General features: G+C 46.9%; 25 protein-coding genes. 11 read left to right on the top strand and 14 right to left on the bottom strand.

All coding sequences use genetic code 11. The features are described 5' to 3' along the window. Positions 1-111 precede the first annotated feature (111 nt). The gene (locus V5T57_RS19365; RefSeq protein ID WP_332892920.1) at positions 112-1,809 is read left to right on the top strand and encodes a sensor domain-containing diguanylate cyclase; all 1,698 of its coding nucleotides are present in this window, start codon (positions 112-114) and stop codon (positions 1,807-1,809) included. Between the two features lie 83 nt (positions 1,810-1,892). Here the strand turns inward: V5T57_RS19365 and V5T57_RS19360 are convergent, their stop codons facing one another. Continuing rightward, positions 1,893-3,737 (bottom strand): tetratricopeptide repeat-containing sulfotransferase family protein, encoded by a 1,845-nt coding sequence (locus V5T57_RS19360; protein WP_332892913.1) that lies wholly within the window; start codon positions 3,735-3,737, stop codon positions 1,893-1,895. Positions 3,738-4,142: 405 nt separating this feature from the next. On the opposite strand from V5T57_RS19360, the gene V5T57_RS19355 reads away from it, so the two are divergent. The 4 genes from V5T57_RS19355 to V5T57_RS19340 all read left to right on the top strand — a co-directional run bounded on the left by V5T57_RS19355 (position 4,143) and on the right by V5T57_RS19340 (position 8,422). Further along, entirely contained in the window at positions 4,143-4,871 is a 729-nt protein-coding gene (locus V5T57_RS19355; protein ID WP_332892912.1) for a response regulator transcription factor, read from the top strand. A gap of 138 nt (positions 4,872-5,009) precedes the next feature. Then, on the top strand, positions 5,010-7,025 hold the full coding sequence (locus V5T57_RS19350) for a sensor histidine kinase (RefSeq protein WP_332892911.1): 2,016 nt from the start codon (positions 5,010-5,012) through the stop codon (positions 7,023-7,025). Positions 7,026-7,345: 320 nt separating this feature from the next. Next, positions 7,346-7,600 carry a hypothetical protein gene (locus tag V5T57_RS19345; protein ID WP_332892910.1) on the top strand — a complete coding sequence of 85 codons (255 nt, stop codon included), beginning with the start codon at positions 7,346-7,348 and terminating at the stop codon, positions 7,598-7,600. Positions 7,601-7,747: 147 nt separating this feature from the next. Then, the gene (locus tag V5T57_RS19340; RefSeq protein ID WP_332892909.1) at positions 7,748-8,422 is read left to right on the top strand and encodes a hypothetical protein; all 675 of its coding nucleotides are present in this window, start codon (positions 7,748-7,750) and stop codon (positions 8,420-8,422) included. Between the two features lie 1,226 nt (positions 8,423-9,648). On the opposite strand, the gene soxB is transcribed toward V5T57_RS19340, so the two are convergent. From soxB to soxX, 5 genes are all read right to left on the bottom strand, one after another. Continuing rightward, on the bottom strand, positions 9,649-11,346 hold the full coding sequence (gene soxB, locus V5T57_RS19335; RefSeq protein ID WP_332892908.1) for a thiosulfohydrolase SoxB: 1,698 nt from the start codon (positions 11,344-11,346) through the stop codon (positions 9,649-9,651). A 222-nt stretch (positions 11,347-11,568) separates the two neighbouring features. Further along, positions 11,569-12,453 (bottom strand): sulfur oxidation c-type cytochrome SoxA, encoded by an 885-nt coding sequence (gene soxA / locus V5T57_RS19330; protein ID WP_332892907.1) that lies wholly within the window; start codon positions 12,451-12,453, stop codon positions 11,569-11,571. 17 nt (positions 12,454-12,470) lie between these two features. After that, positions 12,471-12,803, bottom strand: a complete 333-nt coding sequence (soxZ, locus tag V5T57_RS19325; protein WP_332892906.1) for a thiosulfate oxidation carrier complex protein SoxZ — start codon at positions 12,801-12,803, stop codon at positions 12,471-12,473. Between the two features lie 55 nt (positions 12,804-12,858). Further along, positions 12,859-13,350: a thiosulfate oxidation carrier protein SoxY gene (gene soxY / locus V5T57_RS19320; protein ID WP_332892905.1), complete on the bottom strand. Its 492-nt coding sequence runs from the start codon at positions 13,348-13,350 to the stop codon at positions 12,859-12,861. A gap of 55 nt (positions 13,351-13,405) precedes the next feature. Continuing rightward, positions 13,406-13,858 carry a sulfur oxidation c-type cytochrome SoxX gene (gene soxX, locus V5T57_RS19315; protein WP_332892904.1) on the bottom strand — a complete coding sequence of 151 codons (453 nt, stop codon included), beginning with the start codon at positions 13,856-13,858 and terminating at the stop codon, positions 13,406-13,408. 887 nt (positions 13,859-14,745) lie between these two features. On the opposite strand from soxX, the gene V5T57_RS19310 reads away from it, so the two are divergent. Next, positions 14,746-15,048, top strand: a complete 303-nt coding sequence (locus V5T57_RS19310) for an STAS domain-containing protein (RefSeq protein ID WP_332892903.1) — start codon at positions 14,746-14,748, stop codon at positions 15,046-15,048. A gap of 55 nt (positions 15,049-15,103) precedes the next feature. Beyond that, on the top strand, positions 15,104-15,604 hold the full coding sequence (locus tag V5T57_RS19305; RefSeq protein ID WP_332892902.1) for a YaiI/YqxD family protein: 501 nt from the start codon (positions 15,104-15,106) through the stop codon (positions 15,602-15,604). An 85-nt stretch (positions 15,605-15,689) separates the two neighbouring features. Here the strand turns inward: V5T57_RS19305 and V5T57_RS19300 are convergent, their stop codons facing one another. Beyond that, on the bottom strand, positions 15,690-15,902 hold the full coding sequence (locus tag V5T57_RS19300; RefSeq protein WP_332892901.1) for a cold-shock protein: 213 nt from the start codon (positions 15,900-15,902) through the stop codon (positions 15,690-15,692). A gap of 997 nt (positions 15,903-16,899) precedes the next feature. Beyond that, the gene (locus V5T57_RS19295; RefSeq protein ID WP_332892900.1) at positions 16,900-18,351 is read right to left on the bottom strand and encodes a DUF4139 domain-containing protein; all 1,452 of its coding nucleotides are present in this window, start codon (positions 18,349-18,351) and stop codon (positions 16,900-16,902) included. A gap of 272 nt (positions 18,352-18,623) precedes the next feature. Here V5T57_RS19295 and V5T57_RS19290 point away from each other — a divergent pair, with 272 nt between their 5' ends. Further along, a complete protein-coding gene (locus tag V5T57_RS19290) occupies positions 18,624-19,130 on the top strand; it encodes a hypothetical protein (protein WP_332892899.1) in 507 nt (168 codons plus the stop codon). A 76-nt stretch (positions 19,131-19,206) separates the two neighbouring features. Here the strand turns inward: V5T57_RS19290 and V5T57_RS19285 are convergent, their stop codons facing one another. Next, positions 19,207-19,659, bottom strand: a complete 453-nt coding sequence (locus tag V5T57_RS19285; protein WP_332892898.1) for a hypothetical protein — start codon at positions 19,657-19,659, stop codon at positions 19,207-19,209. A gap of 474 nt (positions 19,660-20,133) precedes the next feature. On the opposite strand from V5T57_RS19285, the gene V5T57_RS19280 reads away from it, so the two are divergent. Next, a complete protein-coding gene (locus V5T57_RS19280) occupies positions 20,134-20,940 on the top strand; it encodes an ABC transporter substrate-binding protein (RefSeq protein ID WP_332892897.1) in 807 nt (268 codons plus the stop codon). Positions 20,941-21,205: 265 nt separating this feature from the next. Here the strand turns inward: V5T57_RS19280 and V5T57_RS19275 are convergent, their stop codons facing one another. After that, positions 21,206-22,765 (bottom strand): phage tail tape measure protein, encoded by a 1,560-nt coding sequence (locus tag V5T57_RS19275; RefSeq protein WP_332892896.1) that lies wholly within the window; start codon positions 22,763-22,765, stop codon positions 21,206-21,208. 232 nt (positions 22,766-22,997) lie between these two features. Between V5T57_RS19275 and V5T57_RS19270 the strand changes: the two genes are divergently transcribed. Next, entirely contained in the window at positions 22,998-23,345 is a 348-nt protein-coding gene (locus V5T57_RS19270; protein ID WP_332892895.1) for a hypothetical protein, read from the top strand. On the opposite strand, the gene V5T57_RS19265 is transcribed toward V5T57_RS19270, so the two are convergent. The 4 genes from V5T57_RS19265 to V5T57_RS19250 form a co-directional block, all read right to left on the bottom strand. Then, positions 23,342-23,524 carry a DUF7697 family protein gene (locus V5T57_RS19265; RefSeq protein ID WP_332892894.1) on the bottom strand — a complete coding sequence of 61 codons (183 nt, stop codon included), beginning with the start codon at positions 23,522-23,524 and terminating at the stop codon, positions 23,342-23,344. The two genes, V5T57_RS19270 and V5T57_RS19265, sit on opposite strands and share 4 nt — an antisense overlap. Before the next feature lie 47 nt (positions 23,525-23,571). After that, a complete protein-coding gene (locus V5T57_RS19260; protein ID WP_332892893.1) occupies positions 23,572-24,147 on the bottom strand; it encodes a hypothetical protein in 576 nt (191 codons plus the stop codon). Continuing rightward, a complete protein-coding gene (locus V5T57_RS19255; RefSeq protein WP_332892892.1) occupies positions 24,147-24,719 on the bottom strand; it encodes a phage tail tube protein in 573 nt (190 codons plus the stop codon). Before V5T57_RS19255 ends, V5T57_RS19260 begins: the two co-directional genes overlap by 1 nt. Positions 24,720-24,802: 83 nt before the next feature. Then, positions 24,803-24,931 carry a hypothetical protein gene (locus V5T57_RS19250; RefSeq protein WP_332892891.1) on the bottom strand — a complete coding sequence of 43 codons (129 nt, stop codon included), beginning with the start codon at positions 24,929-24,931 and terminating at the stop codon, positions 24,803-24,805. 75 nt (positions 24,932-25,006) lie between these two features. Between V5T57_RS19250 and V5T57_RS19245 the strand changes: the two genes are divergently transcribed. Continuing rightward, a complete protein-coding gene (locus V5T57_RS19245; protein ID WP_332892890.1) occupies positions 25,007-25,405 on the top strand; it encodes a zinc ribbon domain-containing protein in 399 nt (132 codons plus the stop codon). Positions 25,406-25,614: the final 209 nt, after the last annotated feature.

Below are 25,614 nucleotides of genomic sequence, written 5' to 3'. Positions count from 1 at the left end.
TTCGATAGTTGTGTACTTTCCATAGCAATTCTTACGATTACATCTAATGGTGCTTCACCCTAGATTTGTAGGATAAGCTTGAAGCTATACTGAAATCAGAGTGCTTACGTGATGCTAAATTTTCGTAGTATTGGAACCCGGATTCTTGTCCTGGTTGGGCTTGCTGTCCTGGTTGGACTGGTTGTGCAGATGTTCTTTTTTCTGCGTCACCAGGAGAATACCATTATGGACCAGAATGAACGCACCATGCGTATTCTGGTTCAGTCTGTCAGTCAATCTTTGCAGACCGTTATGCTCTCAGGACAGGCCGATGAGGCCCAGCAGTATGCCTTGGACCTTGGTGAGGTTTCAGGGATTACAGATTTCCGCATTTATCGTTTAGATGGAAAGCCTGCATTTGAGGATAATCAGACCATCCATAACGTGAATAAAAAATTGGATGATCCAGAAGCCTTTAGCCTGGAGGAAGAACGAAAGGGCTCTGATTCTCGTGATACCATAACGCCTGCCTACATCGATAAAATTGTACAAAAAGCGCAGTTGGCCGAGTACATGGACGATGAGAAAACAGGGGATCAAACCCTCGTTTATTGGTCGCGTATTGATACCAATGACTCTTGTCAGTCTTGCCATGTTGAAGGGGAAAAAGCGCGGGGTGTGCTGCGATTGACTACCACCCTCAATGCTGTTCAGCAAGATATCTACAATACCCGTTATTGGGCTATTGTGATCATGATCACTGCATTGCTGGTTATCTTTGTTCTCACCTACCTGCTCATCCACAGTTCGGTTGTACGTCCCATTAAAGAGGTCAGCCATGCTATGGACCGTATGGCAGAGGGTGATTGGGCGCAGAATGTTCCTGAAGATGGGCACGATGAACTTTCCAATATGGCCCGCACCTTTAATCGAATGATTGGTGAGCTGCAAAGTACCTATACTGGCCTTGAAAGTGAGCAGAACAAACTTCAAACCATTATACGAAGCGCCAAAGAGGGGATGATTGTTACCAACCCTGATGGTGAGGTTGTCCTGGTTAACCCCTCTGCTGAACGTATTTTGGAAAAAACCGACCAAGAGATTCGTCAACAGGGCTTTAATTATATAATTGATGATCCTGACTATATTCGAACCTTCTTGGAGAGCAGTGGCTTTGAGATGCCAGAGACGGTCGTTTATAAGCAAAAAGTGCTTAATCTTTATGTTCGTTCGATCAAGGATGACCATGGTGAGCCTATTGGCTCAGCAGCACTTATCCGCGATGTCACTGAAGAGAAACGTCTGGAACAAAAACTCCGTGAACTCTCGACAACGGATGGCTTAACCAAACTGATTAACCGCCGTCGTATGGATGAGTTGCTTGAAGAAGAGTTGCAAAGGGCGGTGCGCTACGGCTTAAACCTCAGCTTGCTACTGCTGGATGTTGACCACTTTAAAAAGTTTAACGACACCTACGGCCATGAGCAGGGAGACCGGGTCCTTATTGCACTGGGCGCTGAGATGAAATCTTACTTCCGTAATATTGATTATCCCTGCCGTTATGGTGGTGAAGAGTTCTGTGTCATCCTGCCAAACACAGACCCAGAAGGTGCCGTCAAAGTAGCAGACCGTCTACGGGAACGTGTTGCAGAAAAAGAGGTGGATGGCCTTAAGGTAACCATCAGTATTGGCGTGGCCACCTATCCTGACCTACAGATCACCCAGCCGGATGCGATGATTCGTGCGGCTGATGGCGCACTGTATGAAGCGAAAAAACGGGGTAGAAACCAAGTGGTTTATGCCTCTGAAGAGGGCCAATGCCATACCTAACAGGGTGCGAGCTTTGGCGTAATAACTAAAAAAGGGAGACCAAATGGTCTCCCTTTTTTAATATTCTCTCGCCCCACTAACTTTTATGTTAACGGATCGTATCCCCAATAGTTTACCCAGCGCTGCAATGGCTGCTTAAACATATTCAAATGCCCCTTATACCTAAGCCATCGGTAGCGTGCATGTTGATAGATGGGTTGTGTCACCTGATGGTTGCTTGGTGTCGTGATATGACCACGCTGAAGGGCGTGATTATGATGATCTAGGACCTCTGCATGCCAGGGAAGCTGTAAATAAGAAAAGAGGGCTTTGAGCTGCGCTTCACGATCCGTTACCACATCTTCATAGCGAATCACATGAGCATTTAGATCAAAGATTTTCTCGGCGCGCACCCACAGGTCCATCACCTGATCATAGAAGGCTGCGGTCGTCGAAAGATGATGAAACTGGGCCATGGATGCGTTGTATCTAAAATCCTGCATAAACGCACTCAAACAGACATCATAAGGGTGCCGTAAAGCCAGTATCAGCTTGGCATTTGGAAACAACTGCATGATCAAAGGGAGATAGATAATGTTTAACGGCATTTTATCCAGCACCTGGCACCCATCTGTTCGATCCAGGTATTTGGCCACAGTCTGCCAATAACAGTCTCGGGCCTCTATCCGTACAGCTTCAGAAAGCTGATCCAGCTCTTTCCACTGAATGGTATGGTGCTTTTTAAGATGTTTAAGCACGGTGGAAAGGGTGGGCATCTCCATCATCGACTCAATCTTGGGATGCGCATCCAGCATCGTCTCCAATAAGGTTGTTCCCGAACGTGGAAAACCAATGAGAAAAATGGGAGAGGCCTCAGTTGTCGGCCCATCATCTGCCCGCACCATCCCCTCCATCTCATTAGACATGCTTTCTAATAAGGCGGGAAAACGATTAGCCTCTCTCATTTGGGCAGGTGTAAGCAGATCTTTTGTTAATTTATGCCCTTGTGTGAACGCTTCTAAAGCTGCTGAAGGCTCCTGAAGCGCATCAAAAATCAACCCTTCGTCAAATGCCAACTCCTTCAAGGTCACTTGATCGAGCGGTAGCGCTTTTAGTCGTTCAACGTCCACCAAGGCATCATCATAGCGTTTATCTCGTCGGGCCAAACGGATATTGACCATGTGCAGTATGGGCAAGCCAGGGGCAAGCTGTAAGGCTTTATCCAGCGCTTTTTGGGCCTCCTCCAAACGGTTTAAACGTTCCAAGGTAACCGCCAGATTGACCCAGCCCTCTTTATTTTCTGGCTCCAACATTAACGCCAACTCATAGCACTCAGCTGCATTTTCCAGATCCCCAAGATCCTTAAAGGCAATGCCTTTGTGGATAATCCCCATCACATGCCTAGGAGCAACCTGTAGCAGTTGTTCAAAGCTTTCTATAGCCTCTTCAATCTGTTCTTTTTCTTGAAGAATACGTGCTTTGTAGTAGAGGCAAGTCGCTTGATCACCAGATGAGTTAAGCAGAGTCTCAACCTCCAAAGAGGCTTTATCCAGATACAGAGCATTAAAATACATGGCAACCAGATGCTGACGATATTCAGGGGTTGGGTGCAATGTAATGGCTTGTTTAATATGATCGATAGCTTCATCATATCTGGCCATGGTACCCAGCATGCCACTTAAGCTGAACATCAAGCCATGGTCCCATGGCGTTTGAGCCAAGACTTTTTTATAAATGGTTAAAGCAAATTCACTCTGCCCAACAGCATCCAATGTAATGGCGAGATATTTCCAGCCATCGGTATATTCAGGCCACCGCTGACAAATACCTTGAAGGAGTCGTAAACTCTGTGCAGCCTGCCCCTGTTGCAGATGCCTTAGTGCTTGACTAAGGGCTACATGAGGGTCAAGTTCTGCCCCTTGAGGATCTTCTGAGCTGGAATGAGACATAAAATCCATCTTCTGTCGTCGTCATAAAAAAAATAAGAGTCGGTAAATGCCTATGACGAGTCTTGCAAAAAGATCGCCATCTTCCCTGTTATTCGTACAAAAATGACCTTTTTATCCAGTAATATATCTTTTACTCTAAAAACATCAGCCCTTCTTTTTTATATAGACGCGCCCCTAACATGTAAAAACATATGACTTTAAAAGATGTTTTCAGGGTTTTGCAGAATAATATATTCAATTGGAATGGTCGCCCCTGTTTTTTGATATAATCTTACCAATTGCTTCATTTTACGGAGAGACATTCGACTTTGCATTTAGATGAAGTAGGATAGATTATCAGTACAAAAACCTCTGCGATGTGGCAGCAGTGCAATCTCGCAACGAATGTATAGATTGATGACGCCAATGGAAGCTTTAAAACCCAGCGTATTAATTGTAGAAGACAATGCAGATCTTCTGGAAGACCTTATGGATTTTCTGGATGCTCGAGGCTTTTCTGTAGAAGGTGCTAAGAGCGGTCAGGAGATGTATCGTGCCCTTGAGCATAAGAAGCCTGATCTGGTTGTTATGGATATTCTGCTACCAGATGATAACGGCATCGCCCTGACGCGGCGTCTACGGGAAGAGGGTGACATGGGTATACTCATGTTAACCTGTATGAATGACTCTCAACAGATGGTGGATTCTCTTCAATCAGGTGCGGATGCCTATCTCCTTAAGGACTCCGAACTCTCTGTTGTAGAAGCTAACCTGCGTAGTATTATGCGGCGTTTGCCCAAATGGGCCAGTAGTGAATCCGATGAGGGGGAAGCATCTGGTGAAGTCGATGGTAATACTTGGCAATATGATACCATCACTTGGACCCTCTCTGCCCCTACTGGGCTTTCCGTTAAGCTCAATGGTCGTGAACACAGATTTCTGCTTACTCTGTGCAAAACCCCTGGCCAAACCGTGGAGCGCCCCATTTGCCTAGAGGCATTAGGTAAAAAAGATACGGTGACTAACCGGCGTAGCATGGATGTGTTTGTCCGGCGATTGAAAGCCAAAATTGAACCGACAGTCAATTTGTCTTTTCCATTGGATACCGTTTACGGTGTGGGATATGCCTTTACAGCCCCCATACAGGTTGACTAACACAGGTCATCACTTTACTGACGTCTAACCGTAGATACGGCCCTGGTGGAGCGTTCTCCTTTGCTTCTCATATGTAAGCAGTTAAGGACCGTTATTTTTATCGGTTTATGGGTGTTGGCCCTCTGGAGTTCACCCTCCATGGCCATGCCTATAACCATTCAGGACAGCACGCCCCACATCACCATCAATACCCAACCAAGCAATGGTCCTGAGGATACAGCGTTTCTGCTGGATCTAAAAAATCGCTTACCGCCCCTGCCTAACCGTTATTTAAACCAGCCGATCTATACCAATGGGGTTTTACAAATCCCCATTCAGATTATTCATCAAGGTGATATCCAACCTCGTTGGCTTTTAACCATTTTTGCAAAACGCCCTAAGCAGCTCTCTCTCTTTAGATTTGATCATAAAAAAGGGTGGCAACCGGTTAAGTCTATTAAACGTATCACACCAAAAGATGGTGCAACCTTTACCCATATTTTTGAAGCCCCTTTAGATTTTTCAGACCATAAAAAAACGAATCCACCGACATTAAGAATTTATGAGTTACAGGTCCATAGCCGCTGGACAACCCCTATTCATGCTGAGCTGACCCCTCTACTCTCAACACGTAGTCATGAAAATGAACATGCACTGTTCTATGGGCTGTTTTTAGGGCTTAGCTTTACACTTATTTTACTTATTTTACTGGTTGGGGGCATCATGCGTGCCCCGACATTTCGTTTACATGCCCTCTTCTTGCTCACACTTTTTTTAAGCTATAGCGGTTCACACCACTTACATAATCCATTAAATCAATCACTTCCACCCCAAGCCTTAGAGAGCATAATCCAGATTGGTAGTTTGCTAAACTTCCTGACAGCACTGTGGCTATGGGACCATTTGTTGGGACTCAAACACATTGCATCAAAATGGCATTTAGCTTATCGATCACTTGTGTATCTTTCGGCACTGCTGCTACCTGCATGGCTTATGGTTTTACAGACAACCCATACCCTATGGGTTGATCTGCTACAGATCTTAAGCATTGTTCTATTCTTTGGAACTCTCTTTTTAGCATGGCGTATTAAAACCATTGCACCATTTGATCGTTTAATTTTGCTTTCTAGTCTACCGCTCTATGTGGGGATGAGCATTCACCACACCTTGATATGGGGTGGTATTGTTTTTTCACATGATATTGCGCTAAGTTTTGCTCTGGGCTGGATCATACACCTGAGTTTGATCTTTTTGATCATGGCCTTGCAATTAAAGCAGATAAATGATGAAAAACTCACAGCCCAACATCAAACATTACTCTTAGCCAAGCGCTCTGAAGCCCAAATGGAGAATGTTATTAGGCAACGTACGCAAGATTTGGCGAATACCATTGAAGATCTAAAACAAGCCAAAGATCAGGCCTTACAAGCCATGTTGCAAGAACGCTCGTTACAGCGTGAACAGAACCAATTTATCACCATGCTCTCAAAAGAGTTCCACGCCCCATTAAAGCGGGTGCAACAAAAAGCAGAGCAGATCCATCACAGCACCCGCATGGATACAAAAAGTCATGAACGTCTTTTCCGTATTCAGGAGAATACAGCCCGCTTAGGCCGCCTAATTGATCGTTTTATCTCATCTAACCCCATGAAACAGGGCGTTCTCACCCTAGATCAGTCCCCTGTTCAGTTGGGACAGCTTATTCATAATACTTTGGCGCGAATGGATGTTGATCTCTATGAGAACCGACTTGTTGAGCACCTTCCAGATCAGGAAATGGAGTTACTGGTAGACCGCGAGATGATGGAGGTTGCCCTGCGTAATGTACTGCTTAATGCACTACGCTATTCCCCAAAATCAAAAAAGGTCACCCTCTCTGTTCTTTTTAATCAGGCACAAAACCATGTCATGATTGAAGTGCAAGATCAGGGAAAAGGGATGCATCCTCATGAGCTCAAACAGCTTGGTGAAATGTTCTATCGTACGAATACAACCCAACATCTTTCAGGCAGTGGTTTAGGTTTATTTATCGTCCGTCGTATTGTTGAAGCCCATGGTGGCTCTTTAATTATTACCAGTCAGCCTAACCTAGGTACACAAGTGCGTTTCCAGCTTCCTATCCACGCTGAATCTCTCCCCAAGATCTGGAATCAACACCAAGAAGGCAATATTTAACCAATCTCCGGCGCTTCAGTGAAAAATAACTTCCCCCCATTTTCACACCAACCCTGCGCGAACCCTTACTACGATTAATCTTACAGATAAACAGCCTTTTTTTTAGGCACCAAAACATGCCAATCAATAGAAATAAAGTTGGTGATTTTTGTTGATTTATGCAACCTCTTTCCAAGCTTAACAATAAGCACAGATATTGATTTTTTACGCTTTTTATCAGTCTCTTAACTTTTTTCACAACACGGTGTCTTGACCTCTTAAACAAACCATCGCACCATGCTTGTCATCCTGCAATTACTCATAACAAGACAGGGGGAGTGATGCACGTCAACCAAGCCGTGAATAATGGAATTCTCAACACCGTCAATCACCAGATTAAAGCCGGATCTCCAGCTGTGACACATGAGACATACAACCGTCTCACTCAATTTGGTTATGGAGACAACGAAGCGCGCCGTTTAATTGCCAATGTTTTGCAGCATGAGATGTTTATGATGGCCAACCACGGTCAGGATTTTGATCCGACCCGTTATGGTGCCATGCTTAAGCAGCTGCCCAGACTGCCCGCTGCCTGATTTTGTTGTATGATGCGTTCATAATAAAAGGCCAATCACTCTTATGGTGACTGGCCTTTTGTTTTTTTGTCACTGACGGGTTGCTTTTTCTACCCTTCAACAGGCATCGTAACAAAGTTAATTGACCCTAATAGGATGGATACCCACATGCGTCTATGGATAGCCTTACTCTTTGCGATGCCGTTTCTACTATTGGCCACTGCCAGCCAGGCTAAAAGTCCCTTTTTAACGCCACAGGATGTCCAAGCGCCAGGCTCATTAGAGTGGCGCGTTGAACAGTTAGAACGTAAAGTCGAAAAACTTCAAAAATTATTATTGCAACAAGGCAAGTTACCAGCTTCATCTCTTATGCAGCAACCGGCCCCACCCAAGGTGGATAAAAAGGCGCTAGAAGAGAAACGTCGTGCCATGCGTCAGCAAATTTTACTGAGAAAACAAGCGGCAAAAAAACGAAGAAAAGCTTTTAAAAAAGCGCAAAAAAACTATGCTGAGCAACAGATTCAAGTGACAGAAATTCAATGGCGACCTAAAAGCCAAGAACAACCGGCAGCTGTCTTTTTTGGACTGCACAATCGTGGCAAAAGAGCGTTAAGCCGTGTTGTCGTAGAAATTGACCTTTTAGATCTACACGGAAACATCCTTGCTACGGAACGCTTTAAACCGATCATGAGTGCTGGGGTCATGGCGAATCGTGAATCAGCCCTACAGCCTGAAAGCCACTGGAAGCGTAAAAATGGTTTTCCTGTGCAAGATACCCAAGAGCCTGTTAAACAGGTGAAGGGGCGTATTTTCGAGGTACAGTTTTGGGACGATAAACTGTAATTCGGCTAAAGCGTTATGGATGGTGAATAGAGGCCCATACCCAATAGTATGGGCCTTTTTTAAGGGTAAACACGATCACATAAAAGAGAACTTGGCCCCTAAAGACATAGGCCATCCTATCTCTCTATGGATCTGTTCGTAAGCTGTTTTTTGGGAAAAAACCGGCTCTGTGCACCCTTAGCCATTTAGAAAAACAACTGCACTTTCAATTATTGATATACCCACAATTAACCACCTTGTCTGCTTTGCAAAGCGCTGGTTATACATCAACCTTACCGGCCATCTGCTTTAGCCTAAATCGTATGTTGGTGTACACCATGCAGCCGGTTAGGATCTTATAGCCCTAAGCTCAGGGCTATCGTAAAATCCATTGGTCATTGCGGCAAACTGTATTTTTTCCCAGTTATGGTATTTAGTTGCATCATGCGTACAAAGCATGCCTCACTCTGTCTACTCCTTTGTATCAAAGGGGGAGAGTTAGATGATTTTGACCTCACGACCTAAACCATGTGAAGCATCTTATTTAACTCACTTCATACACTGACTACTCTTTTTGGTACGTTTACCCTTGTCAGGATCGATATATGAACAAGCGTCAGCTTACCCCTACACCGTTTGAGGTTAGGTTGAGGTACAACCCATTTACGCACTTGATTAGCAAAAGCACCCATACGCTTTTTTGCTAGAAATCCATAAAGTTACTGGGCATTTTTTTTAGGCGGAGTTGCATCGAGCCTTACAAGCTAAGCACTTGTACTTTGATGCGAGAGGTCTATATAGGTCTAGTCATACAGCAGTTTTAAGCTGTGCTGAATATGCCACAGATACAGCCTGGTTCTTTTTAGAGGTAGGAATAATGTGCATACCGTAAGGGCTTACCCTATAAGCAGACTGTGAGTGTCTGGGTATGTTGAATTAGAAATCCCATCTTGTCTGTAGAGCGGAGATTATTGCGCAGAGTGAAAAAGGCCAGCATTCCGTCTCAACCCATAGATCATGAACAGAGTTAGCGTTTTAAATTATAAGGGCTGACTAACTGTTATATTAAATGGAGTCCTTATGAAACACGAAGGCCCATACCAATGGTATGGGCCTTCGCTGGGGGAAGATCGAGAGTCAGTGGAGGGAATTGGGGAACTACCAACACTCGATCAATAACAGTGTGGCTGCTCACTCCGTTCAAGGGGGGAAGAGCCAGCAACACAACACCGCTATTCTTGTATTTTTTATAGGCCAGTAATGCCCTTAATGCTGCTATCTGGTTCAATAGAGATCACTTTTTTAGCCTCTACGTGTTTACGTACCACATCCCAGATTGGTGGTCCATCCACTTCACCCATAGAGGCCCAGCCACTGACCCAATAGTTCTTAGAGGGCTCCATTTTCTTACCTGCAATTTCAATGTCATGCAGACGTTTACCAATCTCTTCACCCAATTTAATGCGGTATTTCAAGCCACCGACACGTACCATATCACCACCTTGCTGACGGTAAGGGTCGGGATTAAATAGGTTATCCGCAACATCTTCCAAAATGGTCTTAATCTGCTCACCGCTCATCTGACGGCGGTAGGTGTTGGGATAGGTGATCGCTGTTTGGGTGTAGATACTCTCCATCGTGATATCTTGCCCAGGCAGCAATGAAGCGCCCCAACGGAACCCAGGAGAGAGAGAGACTTCACTATCCAATTGATCATTAAGTGCCTGACAGATCAAATCATCATAGGTACCGTTAAAGTTACCCCGACGATAGAGCAGAGAGTCGGTCTTACCAACCACTGTATTGAGCTCTTTAAGATAGGGTTTACGGACCCGTTCAACCAGCGCAGCCATCTCCTGATCGGCGGGGATCAGGTTGGAGATCACAGGAATAAGACGGTAATTCCACCCTTTAAGCTTACCATCTGCAACATCCAGATCCATACGGGACAGATACTTGCCGTTAGAGCCTGAGTTACAGACAAGTGTGACACCTTCAGGGTTTTTAACTTCGGAAGGCTTAGGAATGGCATCATGGGTATGACCACCCAGGATCACATCAATGCCTGTCACACGACTGGCCAGCTTCAGGTCAACATCCATACCGTTGTGGGAAAGCAGGACCACAACCTGGGCCCCCTCCTCACGAACTTCGTTCACGCGCTCCTGAACAGCACTCTCCTGGATGCCCATAGACCATTTTGGGAACATCCGACGGGGATTCGCAATCGGGCTGTAAGGGAAAGCTTGACCAATAACCGCAACCTTGGTCCCTGCTTTTTCATACATATGATAAGGAGCAAACACGCCCTCTTCCCACTCTGTGTCCACCACGTTGTGGGCCAAGAATGGGAAGTTTAGTTTCTCAATATTGGCCATAACCTGTTCATCACCATAGGTGAATTCCCAGTGTGGCGTCATGCCTTCAACCCCTAACAGGTTGGCAGCTTCAATCATATCGCCACCCTTGGTCATTAAAGAGCTGTAGCTCCCTTGCCAAGTATCGCCACTATCAAGAAGAATACAATTATCTGCACCGCGCTCCTGACGAATGGATTTAACCAATGTTGCCAAATGGGCAAAACCGCCCACTGGCCCTAACTCCTGAGCCATTTTTACATAGTCGAGCATGGTATAGGAGTAGGCTTCAATACCACCGGGCTCAAAACCAAAATATTTTAGAAAATCATGTCCAACCAAGTGAGGTGGGCGCCCTTTGGCAGCACCAACACCAATATTCACACTGGGTTCACGGAAGTAGATAGGCATTAACTGCGCATGGCAGTCTGCAATATGCATGAGGGTGAGTTTGCCCTCTGGCTTAAAACGTAACAGACTCTCCAAACCAGCACGGTTGGAAGCGTTAGCCAGATTACTGGAACCCGCAACCACAGCTGCGGCGGTTAAGGCACCTAGTTCCATAAATTCGCGACGCGACAAGCTCATGGGTACTCCCCCTTTTGGTGATTAAACACCGTGAAAACCACATCATTTGTTGGGCTTCTTAATTGGCCAGATGTTCATGGAAGCTTGGATGACGACTTCACATGCACACAACCCTATTTGGGTTCAACAACTTTATAATAGAGAAAAAAATCACGTGGCGACCGCTGTACGGGTTGGCCGCCACGTGTTGAGGTATCAAACTGGCTGCAATGTCCTTTAAAATTAAGGACGGAAACCAGGAACGTTCATAGGCAGTCCGTTGGACTGAGAAGCCAGATAGAGCTCTAAGTTAACATAGTAGTCATCTCCGTAACCCTTAGGCTGGGAGCGAACATTTTTATTACAGGTACGCAAACGACGCTGCATAGAAGCCGGCTTACCCCACTTCAAGCGGTAGGTAGGCCAGTGGTCGATGGAACCTGAACCGATGGTGGCACCCGCTGCATTACGACGCTCACGCTCAGGGCCTTCGGGCAGCTCAGCAACCAGCTTCTCCATCTCGTTCATGCCGATATTGTTGGGGGCCGACATGTACTCAGCACGGATGTTGGTACCAGCTGCAACTTCATGGCAGTGGACACATGCCACGTCAAAGTGACCAATGCGCTGGTGGTAGGCTTTTTTACCCATCTCCAAAAACTTGGCTACAGGACCATCGGTTTTTACATTCAAAGGCATACCGTTAGAGAGTGCTTTGATGTAAGTAACCAGCAGAACCTGCTCGGGCTTTTCCCATTTCAGCGGCTTTTGGCCCATCTGTTCGGTCAAGCAGGTGTTGATCTGGTGTTGCAGAAGTTTAGGCTTACCCATCTTCTCATCATACTTAGGGTAGGTTGCCCCAACCCCTTTCAGAGCCTCACCATTTTCACCATGACAGGTGGAACAGCTCTTATCACCACGCATTTTGTTGAAGTAGGCCATACCATCTTCAATGGCACCTTCAGTAGGTGGAAAGTCGGCCATTTCACGGAATTTATCCGAATATTTGTAAAGGCCTTGATCGACCTCTGGATTATAACCCTCAATATCCATCGCCCAAGCAGAACCTGCCATCAGGGCAGCGCCGAGCAAGCCTGAAATGGCTGCGATACGTTTTTTATTGTTCATCTTGATTCCCCCCCGAATCACTTAACCTTCACCTTAGTGGTTTTGGTATAAACGCCGCCCTTATTGTCTTTCCAGGTCATCTTCAACTCACCTGGCTTGTCAACTTTAAGGTAGAACTGTAAGAAAGGGTCACGGGATACAGCAGCGCCCCATTTGGCTGAGAAAACCTCATTGCCGTTATACACAGCAGTGATGTCTTCAATGTAGTGAGCGGGAATTTTCTCACCTGTTTTTTTGTTCTTACGGTTCCCGGTTTCCATGGGGTGACGCACCATAGCTTTAACCGCAACCACATCCCCAGCTTTGATTTTACGGGGCAGTTTGATCTTTGCTTTTCCAATACCAGCCATTGTCTTTACCTTTTATTCGTGTGTGAGCGTTTTGATTCAGTACGTCGGGCTGTTATCAACCGCCACAACCACCGATGGTTACCTTGACCTCTTTAGAAGCACCGATCAGCTTACCGGTGTTGGTCTTGGCGACTGCACGAACCTGAGAAGTCTTACCAATCTTCAGGCGGGCAGAGACAAACGCTTTACCGTTTGCAGGGCTCATGTTGTACAAGCCAGCAAAAGGTGTGGGGTTTTTATCCACAAACACGGCAATGGTCTGGATATAGTTATCGGCATCCATAGGGTGATCAACGGTAATCTTTACCGGAACCATGGCACCGTTTTCAGCAATAATGGGGGCATCAATTTTGACCGAAGCGGTCTCTTCATACTTACCACTGCCCATGTGCTCTTTGATGTTTGCCATCACTTTACCGTGGCCATCAGCCATGGCCGCTTTAGGGGCAGCAATCGCAGTACCAACCAAAGCTGCAGCAACACCAGCACGGCTAGCGCCGGTAAAAAGTGCGCGACGGGTAAGTTGAGTCTGTTTCAGATCAGCCATCTTCAATTCTCCTAATCGTGATCTCTCACGAGATACATCCACTGGATCGTTTCTATTATTTACGCAGGGTCAGCAGGAAGGCGATAATATCTTCAACTTCCTGAGCTTCTAAAACCCGCTTGCCGCGCCAATCCTTACGGATGTTGGTCTTGCCGCTGTTATCATAGAAGGTAAACATCACGGTATCGGGATTATCGATCTTGGGATCAACAATCTTCTGCCGAATCCAACCTACAGAGCGCTCATTGTTGCGAATCGCTTCATACAGGTTGGGGCCAGCATTACCTGCAAAGGTTGCTTCAGGCAGCCAATGGCAAGCAATGCAGTTACCTTTGGAGCGGGTCATGGCCAATTTTTTACCATTAACAGGATCGCCAGGCTTGTCGGTCAACGGCTTAACGATACCCATCTCTTCGGCATCACCAGAACCAGCCTCCGTTGTGGCACATCCGGTAACGACCATGGCTGCCGCCATGAGAACCGGTGTGAGCTTTTTGAAAGATGACATAGAGTTCCCCCTTTGGTGCCCCCGGCTCTCTCGACAAACCGGGCGTCAGTTTTTCTTCGATGGTTGATATAAACCATCGGCATCCACATATTCAGCGAATCAGTTCTGACATACTTACCTGATGTCTCAAACTGTCGTGTTGATGGTTAAGACTATAACGACCTATGCAAGCCTGCGGTATCAGGTGAGGACCCTACATGGTCCTTTTTTTGAATATTCTTTCTGCCAACCACAGCTAACATGTTGAAATTTTGATTTTTACAGATATTAAAAACTTAAAAAATCATTTCTTTTTCATTAATATTGAGTGCTTGTCATGAGAGATGCGTTAAAAAAATACCTTGCTCACCTTAATTCTCCCAACAATAACCAACCTAGTCTGTTTGCATTGCTTGCAGATTATTTTAGGCAACATATAGTCTACATAAATCACTAAAACGCTTTGGTCAATAAAGCCTATGAGAGCAAACCTGATCGTGAGCCGATAATTAAGAAGGGACATAGAGTCAGTCAGTAGAAATAAAATCCACTACGTAACCATGCGTATCAAAAATAAAAAATCATCAGACAGACAGTTAAAGAAGGGACTTTCGTTACCTGAGCACATTCAAATGAGGATAAATAACACGGTGAATTTTTGAGATAATCTCATTTAATAACCAGATCTGTTGAAAGCTCTTTATCTTTTTTTCACACAATGCCTCTAATTCCTATTTTATTTGTCATATCCCGTAACTATGACTAAGAATAGAGGACTCATAGGTGTAGGCAAAAGAGAGATTTTGTCATTGATGTGTAACATTTTTGACTTTTGCAGTGACGCTATCTATCGATTAGCGCATACTATATAAGCAGTCGGTTACCTCCATGACTCAAGGAAGGGTACAATGGATATCAGCATGAAAGTTAAAGGGGATAACAGCAACACGGTTGTCCTGACAATGCCAAGTAGAGTCAAATTCAGGGTCTGGAAGGAGTTTATGGGCAGCTATGAAGAGCTGATCGGTGACCGCAAAGTCGAATTTGATATGCAACAGGTTGTGCATATTGATAGCGCTGGAATTGGTATGCTTTTATGGGCACGGGAACAGTATGGGCAGAATGAAATGCTCCACATTACCAACTGCCAACCCAAGCTGCGTCATCTTTTGACCATTGCTGATATGCAGAAGCTATTTGTCATTACCTAAAAAAGGATCGGCATCTATTTAAGATCCCCACTTTACCTCATACAGCATTTCCCCCATGCTACAGGCGTACATTACCTTTTTACCGCCTGAGGCCTTGATCATGCCCATTACTCTTTATGTGGATGCCGATGCGTGTCCTGTCAAAGATGAAATTGCCCGCGTTGCCCAACGCCATAAAATCACCGCAATCATGGTTAGTAACAGCTGGATGCGCTTTCCGCAATCCCCTTATGTTGAAGCTCAAATTGTAGAGTCGGGTTTAGATAAAGCCGATGACTGGATTGCCGAACAATCTGGACCAACAGATGTGGTGATTACAGCGGATATTCCCCTGGCTGAACGTTGCCTTAAAAAAGGAGCTCAGGTTATGGGGCACAATGGTAAAGCTTTTGATGAGGAGAGCATTGGCATGGCAATGGCGATGCGAGATCTGAACGCCCAACTTAGAGATATGGGTGAAATCTCAGGAGGAAATCCGAGTTTTCAGAAAAAAGATCGAAGTCGCTTTCTTAATACGCTTGAAAACACCATCCAAGGGATTAAGCGCCGCCTGTAATCGATCAAAACATCTTATTTATACCCACAAAAAAACACCGTACCAGAAGGTACGGTGTTTTTTAATTTAGTGCAAAGATACCGTCTTAGATAGCGACAACATCTTCACAGGCAGGTCCTTTACGACCATCGACAACGGTGAACTCCACACGCTGACCTTCTTTCAGGGACTTGAAACCCGTGCCACCAATGGCAGAGTGGTGGACGAAGACATCGCCATTGTCATTTTCACGAGCAATAAAGCCGAAGCCTTTGTCGTCATTAAACCACTTTACAGTACCGGTTTCGCGTTGAGACATGTTCTACTACTCCTACACAAGAAAAAAAGATGGAATGCGGCGTCACGTTGGAAAATAACCACCTGAAATCCAGAGTAACGATACCTGATCTGGATCGACATACCAGCAATGTCTTGAGAACCATAAAGGAACTGCGGACAAACGAAGTGCAAAGCGTGCTTCTTTGGGGCTGGTGATCGGACTCGGAGGTTTATGCTTTCTTAAGCGAGTACCAACTTCGAAGACAGTCTAATTTGACACTAAGCGTTATGCAAACAAAGAATTCAAAAAAATCTACAATCGTCAATTTGATACAGGATTGTCATAATTATACGGTTAAAACGGGACGAACATACACAGCATAAACCACAATAATTCATAGCCTTAGACCATCATAAAAACCAGACTCATTTTCATCTTCTTACACATCCGGCTAAAAAGATATTCTACGAACATACAAGCTTAAAGCCCAGCAACACCTCACTGACCATTACTGCTAAAGCATCCTTCCTAACAGTAACGCGTGACGCTAAAGCGAGTTGAAACCTCTACATACAATACCGTTGCTTAAGTTCCTTTCAACCTTCTAGTCAAAGTCATGTTCTGCCAACTAACGGTATGCCTTCTTTTTGTCGGGGTAAAGATTGATGACCGCACGCTTAGTGTCAGCAAAGGGTTGTTGCAACCGTTTAAGTGCCCTTCTCACTTCAGATCCTTATCCAACATCAAATCGTTCTAACCTCACCACCAGATAGCCCCTTCAAACACAGAGACTTTGCAGTCTAACCAGTATATGGCACAGTCCAAGGTTATCGAACGACAGCAAACCACTGGCAGAACACATACAGACCTCTCGACAAGAGGGCATCACATATCCACGCTTAACACCACGATACTCTCTTCACTGTTATGAGACGACTGTGCTTGATGTTTTCCAGCCTGGAAGTAAACAAGCACAAAAATTCAGGTACTTATAAATCACCAACACCTTAGTTAAACAAAAAGCATGTCTATAAAATCAGCGAGGAGCAAACATGCGGTAAGTTAAAGACACCTTATCATCTGCAGGTATCTTTACTTGCCAAACCGGTTGACCGGCAGCTTCCATCGTGTGGGGTAAAGAAGATGCCAGAATACGCGCATTGGCCGGCAATTTTTCTTTGATTAATACGGTTACAGCTTCGGACTTACTGTTCTGGATAACCACCTCATAGGCAGCCTCAACAGCGCCTTGAGAGAGCAGATGTTTTGGTATGATCTCAAACTCTGTACGACGTCGTTTGGCAGAAATATCATAGGCTGTACCCAGCTTTAAGCGAACTTTTGACTTTTGCGCTGTATGACCTATCCGATCTTCACCAATAAACTGTGCCCGACCTTTGGCATCTGCGGTATATAGGCGTACAACCCCTTTTGGTAAGGGCATGCCTAAATTAGCCTCTTTATTATTGATAAAAACCAAGTAGGTTGTGGGTTTATAACGTCGGGCTGCCACCAACCCCTTGTGCAATGCAGGGTGCCCCTGCAGGACCAACTCTTTCTTAACAGCAACACGTGCGCTATCAAACAACGCCAACTGTTTAGACTGATTCTCTAACAGTGTTGCTGGCCGCTCTAGTGTATACAAATGGTATTCAAACAGGGCTTCTTGCGCAAAAGCTGGTGCTGCATCAGCCATCATCATGCGCTCCATACGCCCACCTTTTGCCATAGCATGCATGGGCCTTGGTTGTGCTACTTGATTTGGCGTCCCTGAAATCAATTGGAATTGAGCTTTTTTATAGGCAGCACCACTACGATTGGTAAGCGTCACCCACCCAGAAAGGTCCATCTGATCTCCTGCCTGATTAAGCTGCCCAACATAGTTAGCTTGCCAAGAGAGCCCTCCGGTCAAGTAGTTTAATGAGACTGCACGTTTACCGGCTTTTGGGTTGGAGAGCATCAGGGTCAAAGTGGGTCTATCCCGAATATCTTTGGGGATGTCAGGAAAGATAATACGACCAGGTATGGAGGTTTCAATACGGTCCCCCACACGGAGCACCACACCACCACCATGAGTTGAGAGTATTTTTGCACTCTCTACCTGCTCAACGCCGGTCGTTGGGTGTGTCTTAACCACCCTAACCTGTTTGCCGGTGAATTTTTCCAATAGTTTCCGGGGAGTCAAAAGATCAAAATGATAATTTTGCTCCATAACTGTCACGGCTGAATAAGCATCTACACTGCGTAACAGAGCCGTTTCAGGCCGCATTTTTGTTGAGACCTCTTGCCATGCCAGTGTTGATACACCATCTGGTAACACGACCTGACGCTGATCTCGAACGAGAGCCAGATTACTGTTATAGACAGTGATGGAAACCTGTTTACGGTCTTTGACTGTGACCGGAATTTCCGAAGCCACCGCAATATGAACTGGCCCGAACAATAAGGCCAAGCAAACCATCAATAAAACGTGGATTTGAAAAGGCATAAGAATCTCCAGATAATCATTCTGCTTATCAAGTTGAAAAACAGTAATACCAGAAAAGCGCAAACGCACGATTCAATCAAGGAAATGCACAGTTTGCTCACACAAAGTGAGCAACAACTATGTTTAGGGATATAAACAATCCTACCTCTTAGGGCTTATTTTCCCTGATTTAAAGCTTTTGCGTTAAACTTATAGGTGTGGGAGATCAATAGCTGGGTAAGAGCATGACACCAAGCTCAATAGAGCACTTTTTCACTTAAAGGAGTGGTGACATGAAAACGCGTAATCTCTTTCTCTTTACCCTCGGTAGTTTTGTAGCTGTCTTGCTGTGGATCAACCAACCTCTTCAAGCTCAATCCAACCAGAATACCCTTCAGCGTACACACTACTGGCAACACTGTGGCTTCCGTTGCCATAATTTCATGCGTTATCAAGATGGCTATGGTCAAGGGCGCTGGCACAGCACCACCCGACCCCACATGGTTCAGCTTATGGGCATACGTCGTGCACTAGGCATCTCGCCTTATCAGCTCAGCCATTGGAACCGGTTTGAAGACGCCATGTTACAAGCCCCACCTTGGCTTACTAAAAGCAAGACAACAGCAACGCAACAACCTCAGACCACAAAGTTATCGCTCGATACCTGGTGGAAGCTAAAAATTGAGCGGGTGTCTCATGCTTACAGCTGCCTATTTGAACAACTTGATCGTTTTCAACGCAGCCGAGCTTTACGCTTATTGGGAACACCATACGGCGAAGCCAAAGATGGTATTTGCTAAAGCTTTGAGACACATGGATGGTTTTAAGGTTTACTGCAGATTCAACTGTGCACTGAGAATAAGCACTTCGGTGGATTTATTGTGCCTGAAACCCCTCAACACGCATACCCGCTTCGATCAACTGCTCGCGTGTATGAATCATTGAATAGCTGACAGATCCACCACGACCAGAAATCGTGATAAGCCCGAGCTCCATTAGAGTTTGCACATATTTTTTCACACGTGCTTTGGGCAGCTCACTGGTCTCAACAAGAGCCTTAATCGAGACAAAAAATGGTGTATTTGGCACCTCTCCACCATGATGGTAGAAGGCCTCTAATGTTTGCAAAAGCTCTGGCCAGTAATGATATTTTTTCGTACGACCCTCACCACTCTGAATGTGTCGATTAATAGCCTCAATCAAAATAAGTGTCTGTCCATTATACACACGCACCTGAGCCTTGGTCTGTTCCGTTACCTCCCCTTCAATGTCTGAAAGATGAAGATAAGGAAGCTTCTCGAGATCAAAAAGATCATCCTCTGTATGCATATTATCCTCCCGGTTGCGTATGAGATGGCAGATCTATTATTCGATTTAAACAGCCAAACATTACTATGAGTTGCGGATCAATAATACCCTGAAAATCCCAAACTTATTTCTATACTTCATGTCTGCTACACATCCAAGTTTGGCAATCTTGAACTGAAGGGTGATAAACCTTGTTTAGCTTTTTACCCACCTTACCCCATCTAACACAACAGGCGCCCAAATCTTATAAGCTACTTTTCCGCATGATCATGCTTTAAAATCAATCAACACTGCCTCTATGGCTCTATCCCTCATCCAAACAAGAAACCTCTTGCGTTCACGATTAGTCTAAACGTATACCGCCAAGGATCTGTTATCCTTAAGAGACAACAGCTTGATGAATTAGGCAAAATCACTTGGAAGGCAACAGCCAAGCATACAAATTCCATTTATGAATGTTAGCTCATGCGTTTAATCTGGAGAATCTTTCTAACGATGTTAGCAACCTCTCTATGCTTCTCAACTTCCCAGGCCAGAACAGTGGATGAGATTGAGGCTACAAGAGAAGTTCGTATCTGCGTGGCAGGTTCAAGTCACCAACTCTACCGTGCCATGGGTAAAGAGTTTGCACGCTTTCTTGATGTTAAACCAGTTATCATCAAGCTGCACTCTTGGGATCAGCAATTTCATAATGCCGCAGGTAAAACGGTTAAAAAATCCATATCTCCGCCAGCCTTACTGGCCAATGGCACATGTGATTTATACCCTAACAACTTGGTTGTAAAACCTTGGCGGCTACAGAAACTTGCTATAGTGCCTTTGTACAACTCATGGATGACAGTCATCACCCATAAAAGCCGCAAGAAACAGTTTAATAAACTGGCTGATCTTGGTGGTAAACGCGTTTCCATTATGAAAAACACCAGCTACCATTCATGGCTGGAGACCACCAACCAAACCGCTCTCAAAAACAATCCTGTTCAGATTATTTTTGCGGATACAGATGCAAGTATGCAGGCGGTGAACAATGGAACGGTCGACTTTACTTTGATTGGAGCTGACGGTGCTTTTAACTGGACCCGACAAAAGGTTCCTGATTTAGAAATTGCTTTTCCAGTTGGGCAAACCTCACTTATTGGCTGGGCGACTCATCAAGAACATATTGAGCTACAGGCTGCATTACATGGCTTTTTTATTCGTCAACATAAGCCAGACTCTGCTCTAAACCGGATCTGGATGGAACATGTGGGAATTTCACTGAATGAGTTCAATGAATTTATTGGGACTTTCACCTATCTATAGACAGGCCTAAGGGTTGGGTAGTGAGGTGGCTAACTTATAAGGTTAGAAACTAAGAAGGAGGGGTACTCCCCCCCCAAAAAAAACAGGTAAACACCTTCATTTTGGGAGGTCGTATCTGTGGCGTTTTTATACCAGCCAAAAAGCATAAGAGGCTTTCAAACGCCATCCCAATCTATTCAATGGGAGAATCTGGTGCCACCTTCCGACATTGAACCGAAGGCCTAATCATTACAAGTGTTAAATGCAATTCTAACTCTCTGTTTTATCATACATCCAAAAACCCTTTATCAATGGCATCACTACGCTTTACCGCGGTTTCAGTCCCCCCCCCGCAGGCAATCGTGCGCTTACCCTTTTGCGGGGCATCTGGCAACGGATCTGTGCGGGCAATCTGGGCGATCTTACTCAGGCTCTGTTCAACCGCTTTCAGCTCTTTTTGGGCACGGATCAACTGCCCCCCCACAAAGCTACCCGATCCAAACCGCGGCCCACCTGCAATACTCTTCTCGAGACCGGCAATTTTCTTTTTCAGCGCCAGCTCACGCTCTAACAGCGCCTCTTTCTCTTCCCATTGGCGGCGGTGGTCAAACTCGGGATCATCACTGCCAAGCTTGTATCGCAACTCTTTCATCGCCCGCTTTAAGGCAGGCGCGAACTTTTCGACCATATCGGTCACGTGCGCCTTCACCGTATTGGTCAGCTTGCCCCATTCAGCGCTTAAGCTTTTCAGCGCCTCCGATGATTCCCGGTGCAGGGCATGGGCTTTACCTGCCTCACCTTTTTGTAGCCGCAACGCCTCGGTAAGCCGGTCCGAACGCTGCGCCAACACCGGCAAAACCTTTAAGATCTCCTCCCCTTGCAGACCAAATTCCGCCAAGGTTTTCGTGGCATTATCGCCGCGCTCAATCACCCGCCCAAGCCCGGATAAAAACATGGAGATTGCCATAACAGAGTCTTCGGCAAAGACCCGCCGTAGTGTATCGCCACTCTCCCCGGTCAGCTTGGACAACCGTTCAAGATCCTCACCACCACGTCGCACCGTTTTATCAATAGCCCGCATTAGCCGACCCATGGCCGACCCACCCAGCTCGGCCTGTATCCCCAAAGCCGCTATGGTGGCCGCCAAGGCCGCCGCCTCCGCCGAGCTCACCCTAAACATCGCCACCGCCCGGCCCACTTCATTGGCCGTTAGAGCTATTTCTCTCTCGGTTACAGCAAAGTTGTTACCCAGGGCCACCACCACCGAGGCTAAAACCTCCACCTGATCGGCACTCTCTTTGGTCACTTCCAGCAGCCGGGCCAGGGCCATCACCGCCTCTTCACCGGCCAGATTGGAAGAGACGCCCAGACGGGCGACGGTCTCGGTAAACTTGACCAGATTGGCATGCCCATTAATGCCTACCTGCCCAGCGCTCTGGGCAATTTGCAACAGCTCAACCGCCGTATTGGGCAGACCCTCGGAGAGGTTTTGGATATCATCCCCAAACGATGCCAACGCCTTGCCGGATAGGTTGGTGGTTTTGCCCACTGCAATCAGCGCATCCTCAAAGTTGGCAAACAGACCAACCATCGGGGCAATACTCTGGTAAATACCATAGCCTACGGCCATGCTACGCATCAGCTCATCCCAATCATTAAGGGTGACTGAAATGCTTTGAATGCGCTTACTGGCCCGATCAAGCCCTTGATCTGCATTCCGCGCCGAACCGGCTACTCGCCCAAAGGCCTGCGTCCCTTTTTCGCCAATTTCGGTAAAGGTACGCACCACCTTATCGCCCCCGTCGGCAAAAAGACGGATACCGTAATTACTGCGCCTGCTGGCCATGGCAAAACCCCATAAAAAAACCCCGCTTGCGTCCTGCAAGCGGGGTTCTATCTTTAAACGCTATTTGTCAGCCTAGGCTAGCCATGCGAAAGAGAGCATTAACACCCACCCAGCTAGATAACCAAACAACATATAGCCTATATATACCATAGTTATGCCTCCACAATAAGGATAGCATGGCCCACGGCCCATGTCTTTAATTTTATCACACGACTTTAGAAAGCCCGTTGCCATGTCACCATACAACGACACATTAGACTCTGATCTGTTTACCTTCTTTGGCCTGCTTGGTCTGCTTTTCGTGGCTTTTTTTTGGTTGCTTAGCGCCTTCTTAATCGCCGATGCCGCCCGTATGAAAGGCCGTGGCTTTTACTCATGGCTCTTTGTCGCGCTGCTCAACCCTCTGGTGATCGGTGGCTGCCTACTGCTCTATCCCGTGGATCAGGCCGAAGTGGACAAACAAATCCTTAAAAAGGGTCGGCACCGCCCCTGCCCACGCTGTACCCGCCCCATTCCCAACCCTGCCAGCGCTTGTTATCACTGCGGTTGCCAGGAACTGCACAGCGAAGTCGCGCTTTAACTCTCTTCTGTTTCTGCCCGTTGCCGCTGAGCCTTAAGCATCTCCTGCTCAGCAATCGGTAGAAATGCCGCCACCACCGACGCCCCACACCCCATAGAGTTGGCTACGGCAGAAGCGGCCCCCATATCCAAACCGATGATTTGACTATGGGGGCCAGTCCTTACCTGCCCATCGGCCAATTGCAGCAGCAGGTAGGCCTGCTGCTCTTCATCGGTTTGCGGGGCGTTTATTCGGCTTGGGCAGCGCTGGCCGCTGGCACCTCGCTTCCCTCGGGCGCAGGGCTCACCCCTGCCGGCACATCCTCGGCAGTAGTCGGGGCCTCCGCTGTAGTACCAAGCGCAGAGACCCCGGAATCTTTTTTTGCCGCATCCAGCAGCAACTGATCAAAGGTAAAGCGCTTGTAGAAGACCCGCATGAAATCCCGATAACGCAACACTAGACAGATATTCTCAGGGGTTAGCTCGACAGGCTCACCCGCTTCATCCGCCACGCCATCCCAATCCTTCAAATGCTTTTTGGCCAACTCTTCCACCAGATAGACCCAGTAGGCATTATCAACGACAGCGGCATTCTCCAACTCTTCTGCCGTTGCTTCCGGGTCCATCGCTCCCATCTCAATCATGGCATCCCTGGCCGCTTTTAGCTCCTCTTGGGCGGCCATCATTTGCTCGGTACGCTTTTGGGCAATGGTTTGACACAGGTGCTCACTGAGGCCGGTGAGCGGCTTGACCTCAAACCGCACCCCGTAGGGAAGATCCTCCAGCCAATAGGGCTCGGTTGATTGGCTTCCTAATCTCAACATTATGCGTACTCCGTGCCGTCCAGGTCGTTAACCAGCGCCACGGTCATCATTTGACCGGCGCTGCTGTTAAAGGCGGCCACATAGTCAAAACTGGCCTCAATGCCGCCGGGGCCACTCATGCCGATTTTAGGCTTCGGCAGATAGACCTCATGCAGGGTAATGACCAGCTTATTGTCGGCATCCAGGGTATAGCTCAATTCCAGATCCACCGCCGTACCGTTGCTGGCCAGATCCATTAAGGTGGTATCGGCAAAGCGGGTGGTGATGGTGCCGCTGGCGCTGGCCACGGTGGGGTCGGCCCCGTCAATCTTGCCATCGTTGCGGATGGTCTCCACCTTATCCAAATTATTGCTGTAGGTCAGATTGCCACTGGTGAGGTTGGCGATGGCCGACCCGGCCCGCTTGATGGCCCCCTGGAACTGCCCAAACCGCTTAAGGGGCAGAGAATCCGGGGTACCGCCGCCGCTACTGGTGCTGGCCGCCTCACCCTGGGCCACCAGCTCCGCTTTGGTCTTGCTGTCGCCATCTACAGACAGGCGGATCGCGTCATCATGGCGCGTGCTCTTACCCATGGAAATCCCCATAAAAAAACCCCGCACCGAAAACGGTGTGGGGTTTTGATTCTTTGTTATCAGCGCCCTTGCAGGCGGATCATTTAGCGATAGAAGCGCGTTATCAACATCAACAGCAGCACAAAGACCGTCAGGGTATAGAGACTGGATTTTACAAACACCATCATCACAGGCCCTTTCAGTTGCAGGGATTCACCAAACATATGCATCATAACATATTATCATTGATTCCGCACGCTTATTCATGCTTTTAAAACCTTATTCATGGAAGTCAAAGTATAATAGGCATGAATCCACTCTATACACTTGCCCCTTTGGTTGATCTGTTTTTTTTAATCGCCTGGATAGCAGGCACTTTTATGGCCACATCCGCCGCCAGTTCCAAGGGCATGAGCGGGGCTTTATGGTTTGCACTGGCGCTGCTCTTTTCGCCCCTTTTAGCCCTGCTTGCCGTGGCCGCCCATGGCAGTAATCAGGCCACCCAGGGCAAACTCCTCAAACATGAATACGGGTACACAGATTGCCCCAGTTGCATGCGAGCCATCGACAGCAAGGCCGCCTATTGTGGCCACTGCGGGCGGGGGATTGAACAGAAGCAGGCTGCCAAGCCCACGACCGTGCCCCCCCCAAGAGCCCAAGACCGCCCCCTCAAAAAAGCCCAGCCCTGGCGGTGGCCTGTTGGATGAGATGCGCAACCCGTAGGCCGGTTAATCCGCCGCTTGCTGGGCTTGCACCTCAAGCAAAGCGGCTTCCGCTTCTGGCAGCAGTTAGACAGCCATGGCCATATCATGCCCCCGCGCCTGGGCCATGGCCAGTAGTGCCCCATATTCAGGTCAACAATCTCCCCATGGGGGCCAATACGCATCCTAAACAACTCGCTAAATTGGCGAATTAG

The organism is Magnetococcus sp. PR-3 (assembly GCF_036689865.1).
Classification (GTDB): domain Bacteria; phylum Pseudomonadota; class Magnetococcia; order Magnetococcales; family Magnetococcaceae; genus Magnetococcus.
The sequence above is the reverse complement of the archived record's forward strand: the minus strand, read 5'-3'. Positions and strand labels throughout refer to the sequence as shown.